General features: G+C 55.4%; 22 protein-coding genes. 11 read left to right on the forward strand and 11 right to left on the reverse strand.

The window, feature by feature from the left end; translation table 11 throughout:
- Positions 1-70 precede the first annotated feature (70 nt).
- From AC5EFR_RS14510 to glmM, 4 genes are all read left to right on the forward strand, one after another.
- Positions 71-715 carry a cell wall hydrolase gene (locus tag AC5EFR_RS14510; protein ID WP_493576503.1) on the forward strand — a complete coding sequence of 215 codons (645 nt, stop codon included), beginning with the start codon at positions 71-73 and terminating at the stop codon, positions 713-715.
- Positions 716-815: 100 nt separating this feature from the next.
- Positions 816-1,754, forward strand: coding sequence for a dihydroneopterin aldolase (locus tag AC5EFR_RS14515; protein ID WP_493576504.1), 939 nt, complete (start codon positions 816-818; stop codon positions 1,752-1,754).
- Between the two features lie 51 nt (positions 1,755-1,805).
- Complete coding sequence (gene folP / locus AC5EFR_RS14520) at positions 1,806-2,828, forward strand: dihydropteroate synthase (RefSeq protein ID WP_493576505.1); 1,023 nt, start codon at positions 1,806-1,808, stop codon at positions 2,826-2,828.
- Complete coding sequence (glmM, locus tag AC5EFR_RS14525) at positions 2,818-4,161, forward strand: phosphoglucosamine mutase (RefSeq protein WP_493576506.1); 1,344 nt, start codon at positions 2,818-2,820, stop codon at positions 4,159-4,161. Before folP ends, glmM begins: the two co-directional genes overlap by 11 nt.
- Positions 4,162-4,230: 69 nt before the next feature.
- On the opposite strand, the gene AC5EFR_RS14530 is transcribed toward glmM, so the two are convergent.
- The 5 genes from AC5EFR_RS14530 to AC5EFR_RS14550 form a co-directional block, all read right to left on the reverse strand.
- Positions 4,231-4,743 carry a DUF2937 family protein gene (locus AC5EFR_RS14530; RefSeq protein ID WP_493576507.1) on the reverse strand — a complete coding sequence of 171 codons (513 nt, stop codon included), beginning with the start codon at positions 4,741-4,743 and terminating at the stop codon, positions 4,231-4,233.
- A gap of 10 nt (positions 4,744-4,753) precedes the next feature.
- Positions 4,754-5,221: a hypothetical protein gene (locus AC5EFR_RS14535; RefSeq protein ID WP_493576508.1), complete on the reverse strand. Its 468-nt coding sequence runs from the start codon at positions 5,219-5,221 to the stop codon at positions 4,754-4,756.
- 143 nt (positions 5,222-5,364) lie between these two features.
- Positions 5,365-6,708, reverse strand: coding sequence for a proline--tRNA ligase (proS, locus tag AC5EFR_RS14540; protein ID WP_493576509.1), 1,344 nt, complete (start codon positions 6,706-6,708; stop codon positions 5,365-5,367).
- A 71-nt stretch (positions 6,709-6,779) separates the two neighbouring features.
- Entirely contained in the window at positions 6,780-7,226 is a 447-nt protein-coding gene (locus AC5EFR_RS14545) for a hypothetical protein (protein ID WP_493576510.1), read from the reverse strand.
- Positions 7,227-7,280: 54 nt separating this feature from the next.
- A complete protein-coding gene (locus AC5EFR_RS14550; RefSeq protein ID WP_493576511.1) occupies positions 7,281-7,664 on the reverse strand; it encodes a hypothetical protein in 384 nt (127 codons plus the stop codon).
- A 78-nt stretch (positions 7,665-7,742) separates the two neighbouring features.
- Here AC5EFR_RS14550 and AC5EFR_RS14555 point away from each other — a divergent pair, with 78 nt between their 5' ends.
- The 6 genes from AC5EFR_RS14555 (at position 7,743) to AC5EFR_RS14580 (ending at position 15,593) form a co-directional block, all read left to right on the forward strand.
- Positions 7,743-8,297 carry a TetR/AcrR family transcriptional regulator gene (locus AC5EFR_RS14555; protein WP_493576512.1) on the forward strand — a complete coding sequence of 185 codons (555 nt, stop codon included), beginning with the start codon at positions 7,743-7,745 and terminating at the stop codon, positions 8,295-8,297.
- Positions 8,298-8,351: 54 nt separating this feature from the next.
- Positions 8,352-9,419 (forward strand): AI-2E family transporter, encoded by a 1,068-nt coding sequence (locus AC5EFR_RS14560; protein WP_493576513.1) that lies wholly within the window; start codon positions 8,352-8,354, stop codon positions 9,417-9,419.
- A gap of 83 nt (positions 9,420-9,502) precedes the next feature.
- Positions 9,503-10,108, forward strand: a complete 606-nt coding sequence (locus tag AC5EFR_RS14565; RefSeq protein WP_493576514.1) for a P-loop NTPase family protein — start codon at positions 9,503-9,505, stop codon at positions 10,106-10,108.
- 89 nt (positions 10,109-10,197) lie between these two features.
- Positions 10,198-12,369: an RNA degradosome polyphosphate kinase gene (locus tag AC5EFR_RS14570; protein WP_493576515.1), complete on the forward strand. Its 2,172-nt coding sequence runs from the start codon at positions 10,198-10,200 to the stop codon at positions 12,367-12,369.
- A gap of 274 nt (positions 12,370-12,643) precedes the next feature.
- Entirely contained in the window at positions 12,644-13,942 is a 1,299-nt protein-coding gene (locus AC5EFR_RS14575; protein WP_493576516.1) for a flagellin family protein, read from the forward strand.
- Between the two features lie 109 nt (positions 13,943-14,051).
- Entirely contained in the window at positions 14,052-15,593 is a 1,542-nt protein-coding gene (locus tag AC5EFR_RS14580) for a Ppx/GppA family phosphatase (RefSeq protein WP_493576517.1), read from the forward strand.
- On the opposite strand, the gene AC5EFR_RS14585 is transcribed toward AC5EFR_RS14580, so the two are convergent.
- The 4 genes from AC5EFR_RS14585 to AC5EFR_RS14600 all read right to left on the reverse strand — a co-directional run bounded on the left by AC5EFR_RS14585 (position 15,590) and on the right by AC5EFR_RS14600 (position 18,440).
- Positions 15,590-15,943, reverse strand: coding sequence for a hypothetical protein (locus tag AC5EFR_RS14585; protein WP_493576518.1), 354 nt, complete (start codon positions 15,941-15,943; stop codon positions 15,590-15,592). The two genes, AC5EFR_RS14580 and AC5EFR_RS14585, sit on opposite strands and share 4 nt — an antisense overlap.
- A gap of 47 nt (positions 15,944-15,990) precedes the next feature.
- Complete coding sequence (locus AC5EFR_RS14590; protein ID WP_493576519.1) at positions 15,991-16,998, reverse strand: endonuclease/exonuclease/phosphatase family protein; 1,008 nt, start codon at positions 16,996-16,998, stop codon at positions 15,991-15,993.
- A complete protein-coding gene (locus tag AC5EFR_RS14595) occupies positions 16,998-17,678 on the reverse strand; it encodes a TerB family tellurite resistance protein (protein WP_493576520.1) in 681 nt (226 codons plus the stop codon). Before AC5EFR_RS14595 ends, AC5EFR_RS14590 begins: the two co-directional genes overlap by 1 nt.
- 150 nt (positions 17,679-17,828) lie before the next feature.
- Positions 17,829-18,440, reverse strand: coding sequence for a VOC family protein (locus AC5EFR_RS14600; RefSeq protein WP_493576521.1), 612 nt, complete (start codon positions 18,438-18,440; stop codon positions 17,829-17,831).
- Between the two features lie 129 nt (positions 18,441-18,569).
- Between AC5EFR_RS14600 and nhaA the strand changes: the two genes are divergently transcribed.
- Positions 18,570-19,751, forward strand: a complete 1,182-nt coding sequence (nhaA, locus tag AC5EFR_RS14605; RefSeq protein ID WP_493576522.1) for a Na+/H+ antiporter NhaA — start codon at positions 18,570-18,572, stop codon at positions 19,749-19,751.
- A 63-nt stretch (positions 19,752-19,814) separates the two neighbouring features.
- On the opposite strand, the gene scpA is transcribed toward nhaA, so the two are convergent.
- On the reverse strand, positions 19,815-21,944 hold the full coding sequence (scpA, locus tag AC5EFR_RS14610) for a methylmalonyl-CoA mutase (RefSeq protein ID WP_493576523.1): 2,130 nt from the start codon (positions 21,942-21,944) through the stop codon (positions 19,815-19,817).
- Complete coding sequence (locus AC5EFR_RS14615) at positions 21,907-22,842, reverse strand: hypothetical protein (protein WP_493576524.1); 936 nt, start codon at positions 22,840-22,842, stop codon at positions 21,907-21,909. Before AC5EFR_RS14615 ends, scpA begins: the two co-directional genes overlap by 38 nt.
- Between the last annotated feature and the right edge of the window lie 143 nt (positions 22,843-22,985).

Consider the following 22,985-nt stretch of genomic DNA (forward strand, 5'->3'; position numbering starts at 1 on the left):
TTGTATGTAAGCCGGGTTTGCGAGGGGATGAGTCCCTTGCCTGAGAAGTCGAACAGAGTTGAGACAGTCAATGATCAGATGCTTGAGCCTTGTTGCCGCCATTGTTGGGGCCAGCGTTTTCGCCAGCCAACCGGCCTCTGCCGATAGCACCCATGGCAAAGCAAAACGCTTGATGTCGATGGAGCAGCGCGCCCTAAGCAACGCCAATGCGGCCCATCTGACCAAACTCGTCACTGTGATCCCCCAAGCAACACCGGTGTCTTTGCCCGGCGGGTCAAATGTACGATACAATAAGGTTTGGCTGGCATCGCAACCCCGCGCCAATGGTGGACGCGAATGGCGCTGTCTTTCCGAAGCTTTGTATTTTGAGGCCCGCGGTGAAACGGTCAAAGGGCAATTTGCCGTTGCCGAAGTGATCCTCAACCGCGTTGAAAGCAAGAAGTTTCCAAACTCGGTCTGCAGTGTGATCAATCAAGGGACCGGGCGCAAATACGCCTGTCAGTTCACCTATACCTGTGATGGCCGCCCCGAAAACATTCACGAACCCGCCTCATGGGAACGTGTTGGCAAAGTGGCTAAGGCTATGTTGGACGGTGCCCCGCGTCAGTTGACAAACGGGGCCACCTATTACCACACCACCGCCGTAAGCCCGAATTGGTCACGTAAATTCGACCGCACTGCAAAAATTGGTGTTCATCTTTTTTACAAACCCTAACTGTGTCGCTGTCGCTGCTTTGGCTGCCGCCTCTGCTGGTTTCCTTTGCCGGGCGTAGCGCGTATACCGCGCAAATCTGACGCCTTTGGAGCCGTGAACGATGGCCAGTGAAACACGCCTTGCCTTTGCCCACCCGTCTGAACGGGCCATTGCCACCGCCGGAGAAGAACCGCGCGACCGCATCAGCCTGCGTGACCATGTGGTCGAGGTCGAAATTGGGGCCTTTCAAGACGAACGTGGTACAACCCAACGGGTGCGCTTTAATGTTGTCGTCGAAGTTGTTCCCTTCAAAGGACATATCGACGACGATGTTGATCGCATCTTGTCCTACGACCGCGTCACTGAAGCCATTGCACATGAATTGGAAGCCGAACGGCTAAATCTTCTGGAAACGCTGGCTGAGCGCATCGCTGAACGGATTTTACTTGAACCACAAGCGCTCCGCACCTTCGTCCGGATCGAAAAGATTGACCGTGGCCCCGGCGCGCTAGGCGTTGAAATCGTGCGCGCCAAACGGGACGTCGCAGATCATTTGGAAAGCCTGGCGGATGAAGTTGCCCAAGAACAGCCCCACCCGCGGGTTGTTTATCTCTCAAATGCGGCGATCCAAGATCCGCGTCTGCCGGAATGGATTGATGTGTTGGCAAAGCGCAAAGCGCCGTTGATCCTCTGCGTTGGTCTGCCTGAAAACGCGCGGCCTCAATCCGGGCATGTGATGACCCAACGCCGGATCGACCTTTTGGCAATTGAACAAAACGGGTGGTGTCTGGCGGCGCGTGATCTGCGTTGCAAAGTTGTTGCAACCCGGACCGAACTTGATTGGGCCATGAAAAACGATCAAATCTGTGTTTGGGCCCCGTCCAAAGTGGTTTTGGATTCTGTTCAAGGCCCTGAAATTCAACCAAAAGACGCCGTTGCCCTATCTGCATGGTTTGCCGGGGAAATTGATGCCTGCGAAATGGTTGTCATCGGCGAAGCTTTGCCCGAGGAGGCACCTGTTGCGATCCGCACCCTTGCCCCGGGCGACAGCTTGTTCTAGCGACATGGCAAGGGACTTGCTAAGTTGGCAAGGATCAGTGACGGAAGCAGAATGAACGAGTATTACCGACCACTTGTCCGTTTTGACATCCCGCGCCCGTCCAATGCATTGGCGGTCGCCGGGGGATCGGGATGGTTCACCCACGCGGTTTTGCACCGACGTGACGACGACAGCCAAACCATAATTCATATTGATGACGTGCCCGCCGAATGGCTTGCCAATATCAGCGCGCCACGGTCTAACATCGCCGGAATAAGCATGGATCAGCCACGCTTGATGGGGATTTTAAATGTCACCCCAGATAGCTTTTCCGACGGCGGGCTTCATAGCTCGCCCGCGCGCGCATTGCAGCATGCATCGCAAATGGTTGCCGATGGGGCGGACCTTTTTGACATTGGTGGCGAAAGCACCCGCCCTGGTGCTGAAACCGTACCCGCCGAAGCCGAGATAGCCCGGATCGAGCCAGTCATTCGCGCCGTGCGCCACGAGCACCCCTTACCGATCTCTGTTGATACCCGCAAATCGAGCGTTGCCGAAGCCGCCGTTCATGCGGGGGCGACTATTGTCAATGACGTGTCCGGCTTTACTTATGACCGGATGCTTGGGCGCTATTGCGCCGATCAGAACCTGCCGGTTTGCATCATGCATGCCCAAGGCGAACCGCATGCCATGCAGATCGATCCAACCTATGACTGCGTCTTGTTGGATGTGTTTGATTTTCTCAATGCCCAGATCTCCATGCTGGCCGAGCTTGGGATTTCGCGTGATCAAATCATCGTTGATCCGGGTATTGGATTTGGCAAAAGCCTTCAGCACAACCTTTCCTTGATTAACGGCATCTCATTGTTTCACGCACTCGGATGCCCGATCCTTCTTGGGGCGTCTCGCAAGGGTTTCATTCGCAAAATCACCGGAGTCGTTCCGGCCTCTGCGCGAATGCCTGGGTCCGTTGCCACCGCACTTTTCGCTCTGAACCAAGGGGTCCAGATCCTCCGCGTCCATGACGTCGCCGAAACGGCACAAGCCGTTGATGTCTGGAAAGCCATTTGGAAGGGAGAACAATTTGAAACGTAAGCTTTTTGGGACCGATGGGGTGCGCGGCACCGCCAATAGTTATCCTATGACTGCCGAAATGGCCTTGATGCTAGGGGCCGCCGTCGGGCGTTATTTTCGCAACGAACGCGGTGGTGTGCACCGGGTTGTGATTGGCAAAGACACGCGTCTTTCCGGCTATATGTTTGAAAACGCGTTGACTGCCGGGCTGACATCGACCGGTATGAATGTTCTGCTGCTTGGCCCGGTTCCAACACCTGCCGTCGGTCTTTTGACCCCGTCGATGCGGGCTGATTTGGGGATCATGATCTCCGCCAGCCACAACCCCGCCGCCGACAATGGCATCAAGTTTTTCGGGCCAGATGGGTTTAAACTCTCTGATACCGTCGAAGCCGAGATCGAAGCCTTGGTGACCGAGGGGGTGCGCCCTGCTCATCCCGAAAACATCGGACGCGCCCGGCGGATCGACGACGGGCGATCGCGGTATCAAGAGCGGGTCAAAAGCACCCTCCCCTCGGGCCTGCGCTTGGATGGGATCAAAGTTGTTGTCGATTGCGCCAATGGGGCCGCCTATCGCACCGCACCGGAAATTCTCTGGGAACTTGGCGCAACGGTGATCCCTTTGGGAGTCGAGCCAAACGGTTTGAACATCAACGAAGGCTGCGGCTCAACCAAACCACAAAAAGCCGCGGCGGCGGTGATCGAAAATGGTGCGGATGTCGGCATTTGCCTGGATGGCGATGCGGACCGGATCATCCTGATTGATGAAAAGGGCCAAATCGCTGATGGCGATCAGATCATGGCCCTGATGGCCGCACGTTGGGCTGCCGAAGAACGCCTTTCTGGCGGGGCTTTGGTGGCCACGGTCATGTCGAACCTTGGCCTGGAACGTTTCCTCGCGGGCAAAGGTCTGCGACTAGAACGCACGCAAGTCGGCGACCGCTATGTTGTCGAAGCCATGCGGAAAAACGGCTGGAACCTTGGTGGAGAGCAATCGGGCCATATCGTTATGACCGACTATGCCACAACGGGCGATGGGTTGATGGCAGGTATGCAATTCCTAGCGGAAATGGTGCGCAGTGGCCGCCCGGCATCCGCCTTGACCCGCAATTTTGAACCGGTTCCTCAGCTGTTGAAAAACGTGCGTTTCGGTGAAGGACAAACCCCTTTGGACGTCTCGTCGGTCCAATCGGCGATTTCAGAAGCGGAAGGACTGCTGCAAGGCAAGGGGCGGTTGTTGATCCGCAAATCAGGAACAGAACCGCTGATCCGTGTTATGGCCGAGTGTGAAGATCCCGGCCTTTTGGAACAGGTTGTTGACGGGATTGTCGCCGAGGTAAAAGCGGTCGCTTGAGGCCGGCGAGACCAAATTCCGTGCACGGAATTTTCAAAATCCATGCATGGATTTTGCTGCGCTCCCTAGCTAGGCCCGTCTCCGGAACACTCCGGTGACGGAATTCCAGAAGGCTTGCATCAGTGCAAACAAAGCGCTCGCTCCAAGCCAACCACCCAAAAATCCGGTTCCCGCGAACACCGCGCCTTCAAAGGTGACCGGAATTGCAGGTTTGAAATCTTCGTAGGCGCGCGCCGCAACCCCTTGATCGGCCATATGCGCCGCCAAACGTGCGCGCATAAACGGCCCCGCCCCTTGCAGCGAGGTCAACGCCGTAGACAAGGTTTGATACCGATTGACATGCGCTTGCATGTTGCCGGCTTGGGTCTTGCTTAAGTCCCCTTCCTCAGACAGCGCCTCAATGTAATCCGGTAATTCAAGCCCAGCCGATTGTGCATCGCGGTCATATTGATCGGTGATAACCTTCAATTCATCCACGGCCCCGCCCAAACGCTGCATGTATTGTTGAGAAAACTCTGGGAATTGCGACAATCCCGCCGCCCCCGTCAACCCTCCGGCCAAGGCCAGGCTTCGCAAAATCATACCAGCCCCTCTAGCACGGACCAAAACCCAAGGATTTGGCCAGCGGCCCAACCAGCGGGTCATAAGCGGCGCGGCTGTCTTCGGGATAGACGAACTCCATCGAAGCGCGGGCCTCTTCTCGTCCGCAGGTCAGGCCATTTTCGACCCTTAGGTAGAAAATAGACTGTCCAAAGTATCCAGACAAGACATACCATCCGTTTCCGCGTGCATCGTAGGTCACAACGCCGCCAATCTCTTGATAGTAATCACGCATTCCAGCTTCATCACCTGCAATGCTCTCAATCCGCCAACCGCCCCAGACGCGAATTTCGGCCCCGTTCTTGTCAACAAATCGTCGACCGTCGTCATTGCCGGGCGGCGGTTGAATGGCAAACCCCTGCGGAACCTGAGCAGAGACACCATATTTGCCGAAATTCCCTGCATTGGCCAATGTCGCAACACCAACGAGGACACACACCGCCATCATCAAAGCACGCATCTTCTTTGCCTCCGTTTTAGGGGATCATGCCCGAGCCAGAAACAGGATGCAATTTTGTGGAGGTCGAAAACCGACAATCAACAAAAAACCACCGCCCCAACTTTGGGACGGCGGCTATTCTCGGTATTTAAGGAAACAGGGGGTTAAACCGCTGATTTCCCATAGATCTGCGCGATCCGCTCGATTGCGGCTTCTGGCGGCATCTCTTCGCTCTCACCGGTACGGCGCGAGGTCAGTTCGACCACGCCGTTTTTCAACCCGCGTGGGCCAACGGTGATCCGCCATGGCAAACCAATAAGGTCCATCGAGGCGAACTTGCCCCCGGCCCGCTCTTTGGTGTCGTCATAAAGCGGTTCAAGACCCATGGCGGTCAGTGATTTGTAGATCGCTTCACAGGCGGCATCGGCCGCGTCGTCGCCGGATTTCAGGTTCACGATCCCACAATGGAACGGCGTCACGCCTTCTGGCCAAATGATGCCCTTGTCGTCATGCGAGGCCTCAATGATCGCGCCCAACAGACGCGACACGCCAATACCATGTGACCCCATATGAACAGGAACGGCCTTGCCGTCACTATCTTGAACCGTAGCGCCCATGGCTTCGGAATACTTGGTGCCAAAGTAGAAAATCTGACCAACTTCGATGCCGCGCGCGGTGCGACGACGCTCCTCGGGGACGTCATTGAACAAGGCTTCGTCGTGGGTCTCGTCGGTGCGGGCGTATTTGGTGGTGAACTCTTCCAAAACGCCTTGGCACTGTGCCACGTCATCATAGTCAATGTCACGATCACCAAAGGTCAGATCGGTTACGGCGCTGTCATAGAACACCTCGGACTCACCTGTTTCGGCAAGAACAAGGAATTCATGCGTATAGTCACCGCCAATTGGGCCACCGTCGGCGCGCATTGGGATCGCTTGCAAGCCCATGCGTTCATAGGTGCGTAGGTAGCTCACCAAATGACGGTTATAGGCGTGCAACGCATCCTCTTTGGTGAGGTCAAAGTTGTAGCCGTCTTTCATATAGAATTCGCGGCCACGCATCACGCCAAAGCGCGGGCGGATTTCATCGCGGAACTTCCACTGGACGTGATAAAGCGTCAGAGGCAAGTCCTTATAGCTCGACACGTTGGAGCGGAAAATATCGGTGATCAGCTCTTCGTTGGTGGGGCCATAAAGCATATCCCGGCCATGACGGTCATTGATGCGCAGCATCTCTTCGCCATAGTCATCATACCGCCCGCTTTCCTTCCAAAGGTCCGCCGATTGCAACGTTGGCATGAGCATTGGGATGTGACCCGCCCGCTCTTGCTCTTCGTGCACAATATTCTCGATCTTTTTGAGAACCTTAAAGCCCAGCGGCAACCAGGAATAAATCCCGGCACTGGATTGTTTGATCATGCCGGCGCGCAACATATAGCGGTGGCTGACGATCTGGGCCTCAGAAGGTGTTTCCTTGAGGACCGGTAGAAAATAGCGGGAAAGGCGCATCGGTATGTCCCTTGATACATGTGTCCAAGCGGTTTTGGGCTAAGCCGTGCCGCTTGGCAAGGGCGGGTTGATTATTCCTTGTCCGGGGGCCCTGTTAGCGCACGGGTGTAACCGAGACTATCAGGGATCGCATATGCGCTTCTTGTGATTTTCCAGTACCCACCAAGGCGGCGCATGTCTGAAAAGACTGGAAAAGGTCTTGATAACAATTGGTTGCCGTTCATCAAACGGGTTTCATGAGTACATATGAGTTTCTCCTGAGAGAGAAGCTTCACTTCGAGGCATGTACGCACCAATTGCGTCACACCCAACCGTCTGTATTGCCAGCGCACATCATCAAAAATACCTTTCCACTCCGGAAGCGTGGTCACGACGCGCCTTTTTTCGAAGGTTTCGATAACCTGCGGTAAGGTGAAACCGGCGCTGAAGGATGAAAAGCATCCCGTCATGAGCGCATCGCCCGTTGTTTGCAATATCGTGTGAACCAAAAGTTTGGCATCTTTGTCAGGCAAGTCCATAGGTTCAGTATAGCCTAGCTGAACCGCCTGGTATCAAACTTTCTGTAACTTTCCCTATGGTTGAGAAGACACCCGCCGCCGTTCCGCCCAACTCGCTGAAGCCGGAAACCCCAGAAACAAAACCCACTGCGGTTGTGTTGCCAACTCTCCCAAATGCGTTGCTCCGTAAAAAAGGAACAGACCAGCCCAGCCAAATTGCAGAGCAGATGTAAACACAAACAGCGCAGGGTTGCGATGAAATCCGAGCCAAAGATAGGCCAGCGCCACCAAGATGAGCGAAAGGGTTACGGCGTGCCACAACACTTGGGACATTGCGCGCAGGTCTGGCGTGGACAGGTCGTCTAGAAAGGGCTCCGCATATTGTGGCCCGCCCAAAAAGACATGAACGGCCACGATTCCGGCCATCAAAGCACTTAAACATAAATAGGGTTTGGACATTTCGGCAACTCCATACGGTTGCGTATGGATAGGGCGCATAGCTATGGTAAGTCAATACGCACCCGTATGGTAAAAGTGATGACGCAAAAAAGACTGTCACAGGAAGATTGGCTGGCCGCCGGGTTCCGCGCCTTGTCGCAGGGGGGGCCATCGGCGCTTCGAGCCGAGGCAATAGCCCGTGACCTTAAAACGACCAAAGGGTCATTTTATTGGCACTTCAAAGACTTGCAAGCGTTTAAGGCCGCAATGCTGGCCGTGTGGAAGCACAAAGCAACAGACGCGATCATAGCCGATTTGCAAAACCTGCCACCCGATCAAAACCCGTTGCTGTCCCTGATCACCATCGCCAGTCACACGCCCACCCGATTTGGCGGGGCCGCCGTGGAACCCGCGATTCGGGAATGGGCAAGGGCGGACCCAGATGTTGAAACGGCATTGATCGAGGTCGACACCCTACGCATTGCCTTTTTGCACAAGCATCTCAGAACCTCTGAGGGTGGGGACAGCACCAAGGCCCGTTTGTTCTACGCCGCGCACCTTGGTTTGGAACAGTTGGCGCGTTCAACCGGAAACCACGGAGAAGCTGAGCGGCACCTGCTATTATCGCTTTTACAGCCCGATAAAGCGGGATGAACACTTGAAACGGCCCCGGTTCCACGCAATGTAGAGCGAGAACAAGGAGCACCCATGGCCCTGCCCGTCAAAGATCAGATTAAATATTGGGGAATCGCGTCCGCTATTTCCGCCTTGGTTTTGTGGTTGCTCGGCGATGTGCTGCTGCCCTTTGTCTTGGGGGGGGCGATCGCGTACTTCCTTGACCCAGTCGCGGATCGTTTGGAGCGCATGGGCCTGTCGCGCAATGCGGCGACGGCGGTGATCACCGTTATTGGCGTTGTGACGTTTACCGTCCTGTTGCTGGCGGTCATTCCGACCCTGGTTCAACAGGCTATCTCCTTGGCGCAAACCGCCCCGCAGCTTTTGACCGACTTACAATCTTTTTTGAACGAACGTTTTCCCTACCTGACCGATGATAGCGGTATCGTACATGATACGCTGTTGAAAATCGGCCAGATCATCCAAGAAAAAGGGGCCCAGGTTCTTGGCACCCTGTTCAACTCAGCCAAATCGATCATCGACTTGGCGATCTTATTGCTGATTGCGCCGGTGGTGGCGGTCTATTTGCTTGTCGATTGGGACCGGATGATCGACCGCCTCGATTCCTTGCTGCCGCGCGACCACGTCGGAACCGTTCGCTATCTGGCCCGTGAAATAGATGGGGTTCTGTCGGGCTTTGTGCGGGGGATGGGCTCTGTTTGCCTGATCCTTGGTATTTATTATGCCTTTGGCCTGTGGCTGGTTGGGTTGCAATTCGGGCTCGTGGTTGGCGTGATTGCCGGTGTGCTGACGTTTATTCCCTATGTCGGCGCATTGGTCGGCGGGGCATTGGCCATTGGGTTGGCGCTGTTTCAATTCTGGGGGGATTGGCCGTCGATCATCGCGGTTTGGGCGATTTTCCAATCCGGTCAATTGATCGAGGGCAATGTTCTCACCCCTCGCCTTGTCGGTTCTTCGGTCGGCCTACACCCGGTGTGGTTGCTGCTGGCTCTCTCTGTCTTTGGGTCCTTGTTTGGATTTGTCGGCATGTTGGTCGCTGTTCCGGTTGCCGCCGCAATTGGGGTCTTGGCGCGCTTTGCTTTGTCACAGTATAAGGGCAGCCTTCTGTATCGCGGTCAGGCGGAAAACGAGGAATCATAATGTTGGTCGAGCAATTGCAGATCCCCCTGCCCGTTCTTACGGCGCTGGGGAGAGAAGACTTTTTTGTCAGCGAATCCAATTCCATGGCTGTTGCGCTCGTTGAAGGTTGGGAAAACTGGCCCTCGCGCAAGATGGTGCTAAATGGCCCGGCTGGATCTGGTAAAACACATCTGGCCCATGTTTGGGCCAAAATGTCCGGTGCGCGTATCGTGGCCGCACAGGGTTTGGAATATGCCGATATCCCCGATTTGGCGAATGGCCCAATTTGTGTTGAAAACGTCGATCAGATCGCCGGAAATATGCGTGCCGAAGAGGCCTTATTTCATCTGCACAATTTGCTCTTGGCTCAGGGGCATTCCCTGTTGCTTACCGGAACGGCGTCCCCGAACCTGTGGAACATGACCCTGCCTGACTTGCAAAGCCGCATCATGGCGGCGCAATCCGCAGCGCTAAGCGGGCCCGACGACATGTTGCTTTCGGCTTTGCTTGTCAAACAATTCGACGATCGTCAGATTGTTCCGGCTAGCGACGTTATCCCCTATTTGCTGCGCCAAATGCCACGTAGCTATCACGCCGCTCGTACTATTGTTGATCGGTTGGACCGGGCGTCTCTCACGCGCCCGTCAGGTGTGAACCGCCCGCTCGCGATCCAAATCCTTGCTGAAATGGAAGACAGTTCCGAGGCTTAAACACGGCAACATAACGGGCAACGAGTATTAGGGCTTGAGTGATTGACACATGTCATTAAAGCTTTGCAAACAAACATGCATAAGGCGCTATGACTCAAGCTGACTTTCTCAAATCCCCGCTTCCCGCCGCCGCGATACTGTCCGAATTGGATATTACCGGCCCCAACCGCTTTCACAATCGCGAGCTAAGCTGGCTCGGGTTCAATTGGCGTGTTCTGGAAGAAGCCGAGAACCCGCGCGTTCCTCTGCTTGAGCGGATGCGGTTTTTGTCGATCTCGGCCACCAATCTGGACGAGTTTTACACCGTCCGCGTCGCTGGTCTTCGGGAATTGGCCCATGCGGGCAACACCACCCCCGCCGCCGATGGCCTAAGCCCGGCCGAGCAACTGGTGTTGATAGACGAAGACGCCCGCGACCTCATGGCCAAACAACAACGGGTTTTTGTCAGCCTGCGCAAAGAGTTGGAAAATGAAGGCATCGAGATCGTCAACCGTGATGGACTGATGGAGGATGATATCTCCTTCTTGTCTGACGCCTTTCTGGATCTGGTCTTTCCGGTTTTGTCGCCCTTGGCCATCGACCCGGCGCATCCGTTCCCGTTTATTCCCAACATGGGCTATTGCATCGCGATGCAGTTGGAACGGGTCAAAGACAAAAAGGGCCTTCAGGCGCTTGTGCCGATCCCCGCGCAAATCGACCGTTTCATGAAGCTTCCGGCGTCGGACGGCAAACACCGTTTTATCCTTCTCGAAGACGTGTTGCTTTTGCATATTGATGGCTTGTTCCCCGGTTACCGCTGCCGCGACCATTTCGGGTTCCGCGTGTTGCGCGACAGCGATATCGAGGTCGAGGAAGAAGCCGAAGACTTGGTGCGCGAATTTGAGGTGGCCCTAAAACGCCGTCGTCGTGGTGAGGTTGTTCGCTTGACCATCACGGCGGGCGCGTCGGACAAATTGCGCGGCATTGTCATGCGCGAATTGCATGTGAACGATCAAGACGTCATCGAACAAGAGGGTCTCATCGGGATCACGGATACCAAAGAGCTGGTAATCGACGAACGCCCCGATCTGCTGTGGCGGAGCTTTACACCGCGGGTTCCCGAACGGGTTCAAGACCACGATGGCGACATGTTTGAAGCGATCAAACAAAAGGACATGTTGCTACATCACCCCTATGAAACCTTTGACATGGTGGTGCGGTTCCTACGGCAAGCGGCAATGGACCCAAATGTTGTCGCGATCAAACAAACGCTCTACCGTACCTCGCATTACTCCCCCATCGTCGAAGCGCTTTGTGAGGCCGCCGAAGACGGCAAGTCCGTCACCGCATTGGTTGAGCTGAAAGCCCGCTTTGACGAGGCCGCAAATATCCGCCAATCGCGGCGCCTTGAGCGGGCTGGGGCGCAGGTTGTCTATGGGTTCCTCGATTGGAAAACCCATGCCAAGATTTCCAGCGTGGTGCGCCGCGAAGGCGACAAGCTTGTCACCTACACCCATTGGGGCACCGGCAACTACCACCCGATCACCGCCAAGATTTACACCGATCTCAGCTTTTTCACCTGCAACACCGCGCTGGGGCGCGATGCGGCCAAGATATTCAACTATCTGAGCGGCTATGCCCGCCCCGCGTCGTTGGACAACCTGCTGATTTCTCCGCATTCGCTGAAATCCGGCATGATCGAGATGATCGAAGCCGAAGCCGCCCATGCCCGCGCTGGCCGTCCTGCGCAAATTTGGATCAAGATGAATTCGCTCATCGAGCCAACCATTATTGATGCGCTTTACAAGGCGTCTCAGGACGGGGTTCGGATTGATTGCGTTGTGCGTGGCATTTGCGGATTGCGCCCCGGTATCAAAGGATTATCCGACAACATCCGGGTCAAATCGGTTATTGGTCGTTTCCTTGAACATTCGCGCATTGTCTGTTTTGGCAATGGCCACGGGCTTCCGCACAAAAAGGCGCGGGTGTTTATGTCTTCGGCGGATTGGATGGGGCGCAACTTGAACCGGCGGATCGAAACCGGGGTGGAAATCGAAAATGCCACCGTCAAGGCTCAGATCGTCAGCCAGATCATGGCGGCCAACCTTGCGGATACGGCGCAAAGCTGGGTCATGGAGCCCAGCGGGAAATTCACCCGACATGCGGTGCCCGAAGGCGAAAAACCGTTCAACTGCCACAAGTTCTTTATGGAATACCCCTCCCTTTCGGGACGCGGATCCGCAGGGGCAAAAGACGTGCCCAAATTGACCCACGGCGATTAATCAATCCACAAGATAGATAAAGAAACGCCCGGCCTTTTGGTCGGGTTTTTCTTGTCCACAGGGTTCTGCCCCATTTCGGCCATAATATGACCCCTCAAGCGCCACAAAGTGTTAAAGCCCGGTTAATCCCCTCATGACAGTGTGAATTTGCACTTTGGTAACAAGTGGCGCAGTCCGAATTTTCGGAGCTGCATACGTCAGAAGACGCTGGACTAGCCGTGAAAGACGCGGCTCTGGCGTGCAAACGCCTTGACCTGAAAATGAGGCGAGACCGATGTCGAGTATTCTGACCAACAATGGCGCAAGTGTTGCGCTGCAAACGCTCAAATCCATCAACAAGGAGATGAGCAACGTACAGACCGAAATTTCCACCGGCAAAAAGGTGGCACGACCTGGCGACAACGCCGCGGTTTGGGCGATTTCAAAAACCATGGAAGCCGATGTTGCGGGCTTCAAAAAGATTTCTGACAACCTAAGCTTAGGCCAGTCAACTGTCGCCGTAGCCCGGCAAGGGGCCGAAACAATCACCGATCTCTTGACCGATATGAAAGGTAAAATTGTTGCCGCTCAAGAGGAAAACGTTGATCGCACGAAAATCCAAGCGGATATCGAGGCCCTAACCACCCAGATCAATGACATCACCAAGGCTGCCCAATTCAACGGCCAAAATCTTTTGATCAACCAAGAAACAACCGCCGATTCCGGCAGCATCAACATCATGGCATCGCTTGACCGCTCCTCGAATGGTGTCTCGACGACCAGGATGAATGTCAAGAAACAAGACCTGTCAACAGCCGCATCGTCGGTGGCCTCCGCGGGCGGGACCTATGTGGCCGACGCGGCAACCGCCACACTAAACGCCACTCAGACAGCGACCATCGACGCCAGCAGCCTAACCGCCGAAGCCGGTGCCGCCTTTTCGATCTCGGTTTTTGGTACCGACGCCAACGATTCAAGCTTCACCCAAGCCGATTATCGTTCCACCGCCGCCTCTGCAGAAACACAGGCAGAAATGGCCGCCGGTGATCTCACCTATGTTGCCGCCGAAGGGGATACGATGGCGGATGTTGTGAATGCGCTTGGCAAGAAGTGGCAAACATTTGCCCATACCAACAACCACGACAGCAGTGATTTGGCCCTGTCCTTCTCTGGTTCAAGCATTTCGATGTCCTCCTCCTCGACCAGCGGTTCGGACACCATCAAGGTTGCGATCAACCGCCTAGACGCCGACGCTGGCAATACGATTGGCGGTGGCCTCGAGGATTTGAGTGATCTGGATGTCTCAACGGCATCTGGGGCGGACGAAGCCCTTGGGCGGATCGAGGGCATGATCCAAATTGCCGTCGAAGCCTCGGCCGCCTTTGGCTCGGATCAGGGGCGCATTGATACACAGGCAGATTTTGTATCGAAAATGTCCGATACGCTTAAGGCTGGGATCGGCGCATTGACCGACGCAAATATGGAAGAGTCCTCGGCCAAATTGCAGGCCCTTCAGGTGCAACAACAGCTTGCAGTCCAGGCCCTTTCGATTGCCAATCAATCGCCTCAGACCCTTCTGGCACTCTTCCGCTAACCTCTGGGTTGTTTCTGGACAATAGGTCACAGTAAACCCAACGCTTTCAAGTGATTGACCCCCGGCCATTCCTCTGGCCATATGGCAAAAAGATCGGGGGTCAAAACCAATGCAAGACAGCCTTCCGCAGGATGATTGGGCCCAGTTCGGTCAGCCCCTGTTTGACGACCCGAAATCCCGCGCCCTTAGCCGGGTTGGCGTCGTCGATATCGGATCAAACTCGGTCCGTATGGTGGTCTTTGACGGCGCGGCGCGAAGCCCGGCCTACTTCTTCAACGAAAAAATTCTCTGCGGCCTTGGCGCTGGCATGAACGAAACCGGGCATCTCAACCCAAAAGGCAAGGCCCGCGCGCTTGTTGCTTTGCGGCGTTTTCAATGCCTTGCGGATGGTATGGACCTGCCGCCTTTGACTGTGGTTGCCACCGCCGCCATGCGCGACGCCCAAGATGGCCCAAGCTTTCGGAATCAGATTGAAGCCGAAACAGGCCTCAAGGTCTATGTGATCGACGGTGACGAAGAGGCACGGCTATCGGCGCAAGGTGTGCTTTTAGGCTGGCCCGGATCTTATGGATTGATCTGCGACATTGGCGGATCGTCAATGGAATTGGCCGAAATTAATGATGGCGACGTCGGACGTCGGATAAGCTCATCGCTTGGTCCACTCAAACTCATGGATATCGAAGGCGGCCAACCGGCGCGCGAAAAGCATATCCGCAAAGTCATGAAAGAACTCAAGGACCATATGGGCAAACAGCGCGACCGTTTGTTTCTGGTCGGCGGCAGTTGGCGGGCCTTGGCCAAGGTCGATATGGAACGTCGCAATTATCCGCTTCATGTTTTACACGAATACCGGATGGATACGGAGGCGGTTGCCCAAACCATTGAATACCTTGGCAAACATAATCCCGAAGATTTGCGAAAAACCTGTGGAATTTCTGCGACCCGGATGGGCCTTCTCCCCTATGCCGCCGAAGTTTTGTCAGAGCTTCTATCACGCTTCAAACCCAAGGACATCGCGATTTCCAGCTACGGCATTCGCGAAGGAATGCTTTACGAACAAATGTCCGAAGAGCTGCGCCGCCGCGATCCTTTGATCGAAGCAAGCCGCTTTGCCGAGGCCAAGGACGCGCGAATACCGGGGTTTGGCAAACGCTTGTATGATTTTGTAAAACCGCTGTTTCCCGACGCAGATTCACCGCGTCGGCGATTGATGAAAGCCGCCTGTTTGATGCATGATGTGAGCTGGCGCGCTCATCCCGACTACCGGGCCGAGATTTGTTTCGACAATGCGACCCGTGCAAATTTGGGCGGGCTAAAACATTCGGAGCGGGTGTTTTTAGGCATCGCCCTGCTCTATCGCTATCGCAATAAACCCGAGGGCACTCATTTTGAGCCACTGTTTGATTTACTCGACAAGGACGATCAGTTAGAGGCCGCAATCCTTGGCAAGGCAATGCGCCTAGGGGCGATGTTGTGGATGGAAAAACTCACCAAGGAAGAGGCGCATTTGGTGTGGAATCCTGCCAAACGCGAACTGTCCCTGCATCTGTCTGAAAACTCAGCCCCGCTTTATGGCGAAGTCACAGAAGCCCGTTTTCACTCGCTCGCTGAGACGCTAGAAGCCGAAAGTCACACTGTCGAATCTGCCTAAAGTTCGACCTCATCCGGGTCTTTGGACTCTGTGTCATCGACGGATTTTCGGCGCATGATGATATCCCCATTCGGGAGCTTTTCCGGAAGGTGATAAGCGCTCCAATCATCGACCTCGTCCATCAAATCCTTGAGAGCCGGCCCCATCTCAGCCGACAGTTTTTCAAGATACGGCTCCATCTCTTGGGCCATGCCTTCAAGTTCATCAAGCGCAGGCTCCATTTCCTCCATCAATCCTTTGAAAAACAACTGGGCCCCTTGCTCCATGAGCGACGGACCCTCTTTTTCTTGGGCCGCCAACGGGGCGGCGGCAAGGCTTGCGATGAGCAATGAGGTAGCAAAACGTGTCATGGCCTTAATATAAGTGCCCGACACCATGCATGTAAGGGGAAACCCTGTTATAGATCGATATCCAATGTGACTGGGAAATGATCCGAAGCGGTCAACAAAGCCTGACGAAGCTCTGGAAGCGCCCAACACCGCGGGTCATCAAACGGATGCCAAATGCACCAATCCCCATTTTTTGCCCGAAGGTCGCGCGAGATCATGATGTAGTCAAGCAAGGCTTGAAGGTAGCGCTTTTTGTCCTTGAGGTAGAAGCGAGACGTGGTCGGGTGTGCGTTCAAACGCCCTCCCAAAGCTTGGCTCGCATGCGGATCGAAAAGGGCCTGTGCCCCTTCCCCCAACAAAATCTCGACCGAACTTCGTCCGAACAGGTTTTCGTATTCATCCAAACCAGGGCCATCATTGAGATCGCCCATCACAATAGTCGCGTCGCCTTTGGACACATGATGTTCAACACGGCGGCGTAGCCAAATAGCCTGTGCCAACTGCTTGCGTCGATTGGCGATTGAAATCCGCATGACCTCGTCACGCGACCGCGCCCCATGCGGCGCCTTTGATTTCAAATGAGCCCCGATCAGCCGCAAAGACGTTCCACTTTTTGTCGTCGCCACAAGTTCAAGCGGCGGTTTTGAAAACCTGACCTCATCCCGATCGGCATCAACGTCCAAATCAATTTCAAACACCTGATCAAACCCCGGCGCGTCCGGATTCCCCGCGCCCTGTGGATCATGGCGAACAGTCAAAACATCGGGATCATAGAGAAAGGCGATCTCTTGCTGCGTGTCATTTGCAAAACCGGTCACCACCTCGCGGCAGCGTAAATCGAAACTCTCGGCAAATGTCGTCAACGCCTTGGTGGTCGAACGTTTCGAATTGGTGTCCGGGGCCTCAATAATCATGACGCCATCAGCGTCCAGCGCGGTAAACACCATGCCCAGCGCTTCGATTTGTTGGGCGCGGGTCACATTGTGCCGCGACGACCACTCGCCGTCATTCAAAAGCTGCCCCTGATTGTCGAACAGCGCGTCAAACCATTCGACATTATAGGTGGCAAGCCGCATCAGATCCCTTTCCCGCTAATCTCGGCCCAGGCATCATTGATATCCTGCATCCGCCGTTCCGACAATTTCACCGCCTCTTCGGGAACACCACGGGCAATCATGACGTCCGGGTGGGTTTCACGGACCAAAATGCGCCAATGTTTGCGGATCTCTTCCATTGGCATATCCGACGTCACCCCCAAGACCGTGTATGGGTCCGGTTTGGCATCGGGGACAAAACGCGCCCGCATGGTCCGAAACCGAAGATCATCTATTTCAAAAATCGCTGCAACCTCGGCCAAAAACGTGTCTTCGGCTGGGTGATATGTGCCATCGGCCATGGCGATGTGAAACAGCCCTTCCATCAAATCGCACAGGGTTCCCGGTTCGGACCCAAACATGGATTTGATCCGGCGCGCATAGTCTTCAAAACCGGCAACATCTTGACGTGCAAGATTAAAAACCTTGGCTGCGCCTTCTTCGTCTTCGGCGGCGATGTGGAACACCTCGCGAAACGCGGTGACTTCATCGCGGGTGACAAGGCCGTCCGCCTTGGCCATTTTCGCAGACAGGGCAATAACAGCAATCGTAAAGGCGATAGAGCGTTCCGGCGGGCTGCGCAGCTTTTCAAAAACCGCTGAAAGCCCTTCGCCCGAGGCGAGGGCCGCCACTGCCTGTGATATCCGAGACCAAATCGACATGAGACTACCTTACCTCAGCACCAAGCAGCTGTCAGGCGATCCTACGCGGTTTTTTCGCAATAAAAACAGATCGGTCCGACGCGCAATCTTGTGCCTGAGCGCGCGCAGGGTTGCAAGACATCTGCATGTCGCTTGGAACACCCCCGCCGGTTAGGTCAAATCAACCTCACCTTGTGGGGTTTCGATACGCGCCGTCAGGCCCGCTTTGCCGGTCGCAAATGTCACAAGTGGCGTGTGTAAAACCGGGGTTAGAAGATCGATCATGGCATCGGCATCCGGATGCGACACGGTGAGTTGCTTTAACGCTAGCCCGCCCGCAGGCAAAACCCGCCCCGGCATCAGATCGCTATGCCATTGGATCAATGCCGGAAACAGCCCGTCAAAGGCCTGCTGTCCATCCTCTGGAACCGCCATGGACCAGCGTAAATCACCACGTTCCAAATCGACCCGACGTCCCGCCATAGGCAGAGCATCCAACGCAACATCAATATCTTCAACCCGACAAATCCATTTGTCCAACCGCGCAGGTCCACGAAACTCATCCAGCCAAAACCAACGCGGTTCCTTGGGGCGTTCCGCCGCCGGATCAATTGCAATCGCCTCCATGTATAGCTCCGGCGCGAGCCCCAAGAGACGGTTGTGCGTCCCAAAGCGGGCGTGTTTTCCTCCGGGCAAAAGCGGCAAGTTCACCGCCGCCTCAAGATGTGCCGCGGCCTCTTCGAGGGTCTCGCCCAAGACGGCAATGTGATCGAGTTCCAGCATTCTGTGTCCTTTGTCGCCAAACTGCCCCAGTTTCGAGGAGAAAACCTGCAAAAACTGTGGTTTCCCCTTGAAAACCTAACTCTAAACTACAGATTTTGTCAGGAAATTTCCAATAAATCTGAGGGACCGATGCTGCTACGCGCAATTGACCGCTTTTTTCGACACGAAGCCTCTGGAGGGTTGCTTTTGATGGCGGCTGCTTTGGCGGCACTAATCGTCGCCAACTCTGGTCTAGCGGGAACATATGAGGGTGTCCTCAACAGCATCTTTTCCGTGACCCTGAACGGTAGCGGTCTAGAAAAACCCCTGATCTTGTGGATCAATGACGGGTTGATGGCGGTCTTTTTCTTCTTAATCGGGCTTGAACTCAAGCGCGAGCTTTTGGAAGGCAAGCTCAAAAACCCCTCCGATGTGGTCCTCCCGGGAATGGCGGCGGTTGGCGGCATGGTGGTTCCGGCGCTGATCTTTTTGGGTTTCAACTGGGGCAACCCGGCAACTGCGTCTGGCTGGGCTATTCCCGCCGCCACCGACATCGCCTTTGCGCTCGGGGTTTTGGCCTTGGTTGGTGACCGTGTTCCCTCTTCGCTCAAAGTGTTTCTTCTGACACTCGCCATTCTCGACGATATCGGTGCCATTTTGATCATCGCCCTGTTTTACACGGCTGAACTTAAAATCGATTACTTGTTGATGGCTCTCGTCCCGATGTTGGCGATGTTCTGGCTCAATAAACGCCGTGTGCACCGCGTTGCGCCGATCTTGTTTCTTGGCGTGATCATGTGGGTTTTGGTGTTGAAATCGGGCGTCCACGCGACTTTGGCAGGCGTCATCACCGCGTTCTTTATCCCGCTAAAGGATAGATGGGGCAAATCTCCACTGCATTCGCTCGAGCACGCTTTGGCCCCCTATGTTCTATTCCTCATCGTTCCGATTTTCGCCTTTGCCAATGCAGGTGTTGTTCTGACCGGCTTGAGCTTGTCCGATCTGGCTGCTCCACTGCCGTTGGGCATCGCCCTTGGTTTGGTGCTTGGCAAACAGATCGGCGTTTTTGGGGTCACCTGGCTTATGGTAAAACTGCGCCTGGCTCAGCCCCCGGCCGGGGCCAATTGGGCGCAAATCTACGGCGTGGCCTGTCTTGCCGGTATTGGCTTTACCATGTCTCTGTTTATTGGATCGCTCAGCTTTGCCGATCCGGAACTCATGAACCACGTGCGTCTTGGCGTCTTGCTCGGCTCCTTGGTCTCTGGCGTTTTGGGCTTTGCAGCCCTGCGTCTTTCAACACCTAGCTCAGAAGACGCTGCCCAAACTGCTTAACAAAAACGGCGCGCCCTTGGTATCCAGGGGCGCGCCGATTGTGGTGCCTAAGGTGTGTGCCGCTTACTTACGGGTATCGCGGATCAGACGTAAAATATCCTGCGCAGCCTCAGGAATATTTGTCCCCGGCCCAAAGATCGCTTTGACCCCGGCGGATTTGAGGAACTCATAGTCCTGCTGCGGGATAACCCCGCCACAGATCACCAGAATATCCTCGGCACCTTGTTTCTTCAGCTCTTCGATCAACTGCGGCGCAAGGGTTTTGTGCCCAGCAGCTTGTGAGCTGATGCCGACAACATGAACATCATTGTCGATGGCATCCTGCGCGGCTTCGTCCGGAGTTTGGAACAGCGGGCCAACATCAACGTCAAAACCGATATCGGCAAAGGCCGTCGCAATCACCTTGGCACCACGGTCATGACCGTCCTGACCCATTTTCACCACCAGCATCCGTGGGCGACGCCCCTCTTCTGTGGCAAAGGCTTCGATGTCTTTCTGGATCGCGGCGAACCCTTCGTCGCCTTCATACGCCGCACCGTACACACCAGCCAAAGTTTTCACTTCGGCACGGTGGCGACCAAACTCTTCTTCCATAGCCATGCTGATTTCTCCAACAGAGGCACGGGCACGCGCCGCTTCAACAGCGGCCTCAAGCAAGTTTCCACCCTCTTTTGAGCGACGGGTCAGTTCGGCCAAGGCCGCGCTGCACACCGCTTCATCGCGATCAGCCCGCATTTTTTCGAGACGGGCGATTTGGCTTTCGCGGACGGCGACGTTGTCGACATCGAGAATGTCGAGTTGGTCTTCTTTCTCAAGCTTGTACTTGTTCACGCCGACGATGACTTCGTCGCCACGGTCGATCATCGCCTGACGTTTCGCCGCCGACTCTTCGATCCGAAGCTTAGGCATGCCAGACGCCACCGCCTTAGTCATACCGCCCATTTCCTCGACTTCCTGCATCAAGGCCCAGGCGTCATTGATCAACTGATCCGTCAGGCTTTCGACATAGTACGACCCAGCCAGCGGATCGACCACGTTTGTCACACCGGTTTCTTCCTGAAGGATGATCTGCGTGTTGCGGGCGATGCGGGCGCTGAACTCGGTCGGAAGCGCAATCGCTTCGTCCAAGGCATTGGTATGCAGCGACTGAGTGCCACCCAAAACCGCGCTCATCGCCTCATAGGCTGTGCGGATCACGTTGTTGTAGGGGTCCTGTTCCTGCAAGGACACGCCAGAGGTCTGGCAGTGGGTGCGGAGCATTTTGGAGCGTTCCGATTTTGCCTCAAACTCGGTCATGACCCGGTGCCACAAGGTCCGCGCCGCGCGCAGTTTTGCCGCTTCCATGAAGAAGTTCATTCCAATCGCAAAGAAGAACGACAACCGGCCCGCAAATGTATCGACATCCATACCAGCATTGATCGCGGCGCGAACATATTCGCGGCCATCGGCCAAAGTATAAGCAAGCTCTTGAACCAAGTTCGCGCCCGCTTCTTGCATGTGGTAACCCGAGATCGAGATCGAGTTGAATTTCGGCATCTCATTCGAGGTGTACTCGATAATGTCCGAGATGATTTTCATCGACGGTTCTGGTGGGTAAATATAGGTGTTGCGAACCATGAACTCTTTCAGAATGTCGTTCTGAATGGTGCCCGCCAACAGCGATTTGTCATGCCCCTGTTCTTCACCGGCGACAATGAAATTCGCCAAGATCGGGATGACCGCGCCATTCATCGTCATCGACACCGACACCTTGTCCAACGGGATGCCGTCAAACAGGATTTTCATGTCCTCAACGCTGTCGATGGCCACACCAGCCTTGCCGACATCCCCAACAACACGCGGATGGTCGGAATCGTAACCACGGTGTGTCGCGAGATCAAAGGCCACCGAAACCCCTTGCTGACCAGCCGCTAGGTTTTTGCGATAAAAGGCGTTGGATTCTTCGGCGGTAGAAAAGCCTGCATATTGGCGGATCGTCCAAGGACGGCCCGCATACATGGTGGCCTTAACCCCCCGCGTGAATGGGCCAACACCGGGCGTGCCACCCATATGGTCAAGGTTTGCAGTGTCATCCGCCGTATAAAGCGGTTTGACGTCAATCCCTTCCAATGTGTTCCATGTCAGATCGTCCAGCGGACGTCCGCGGAGTTCTTTTTCAGCGAGTTTCTTCCAATCGTCGGGCAGATCGGTCATAGGCTTGTCCTCTCTCAGTCAGCACCGCCGCCAGCTTGTTCGCTGATCTTGCGGGCATGGGATCTTCTCTCAGTTTTGCCAATCCTTCCGCCCCGGCGCGCAGCCAGTACAGATCATCGGCATAGGCCTCGCGCAAAGCAGAGGCCTGAAAAGCGTTAAAGGGGTGCCAGCGCCCGGTGTCATCGGGCAGCAGGTCAGGGAAATCACCGCGATCCATCAAGGCATCACGCAACGTACTGAGGTCCGGGCTTCGGTTGGCCCAAAACTCCCCCATGCCGGCGGTGGGTACATTGGCACGGCCTATGGCCACCCCCAGCAGATCATCCGGATGAGGCGCGAAACGTTCAAAGGGTGTCACCACGATTTCCGCATCAGGGCAGGCACAGGCCAAATCGGTGATGACATGGCGCCAACTGCGATCCGAGCTTGCGATCTTGTCTAAAGCCATTTCATCCAGAACCGCTTCGCCACGCGGAATGAGATAGGACATCACCGAGGCCCACCAACGATCCGGCGACCGGATTTGCAGGACAACACGCGTGACAGGATCAAAGGCCGCATTGATGCGCGCCATCCGTTCACCAATGTCGGGGTACATCACCCGTTTGCGCAAATTGCGCCGTGCGGTTCCGATGATATTTTCATCCGAGACGACCAGAACCTTGGCCCCCTGCCCCTTGGCACCGGCGAGGTTGAGTTGCACGCGACCTGCTGAGCGGCGCGCCTGTGCAGAGTTGATAGGACGATCGGCCACCCCATGCAAAAGGCCCTTGCGGGTGCGCCATGGTCCCCAAAACCCAACGCCCTGCGCCGACAATTCCCCCCGGTTCGTCCGAAGATAGTTTTGAAAACTGGTCGAGCCGGTGCGATGCGCACCGATATGCAGAATGACGTCCATAAGGCAGCGGCCCTTTTCGGAACCCGCGACGCGGGAAATTGCAGATGCTGAGGACCCTGCCGCCTTGCTTATGACAATGTCGTTAATGTTAAAATTTTCACCGTCATCAGGTGTTGTCCCCTGTGCAGCGCGCCATCCAGCGC

The sequence above is a fragment of the Pelagimonas sp. genome (assembly GCF_058892305.1).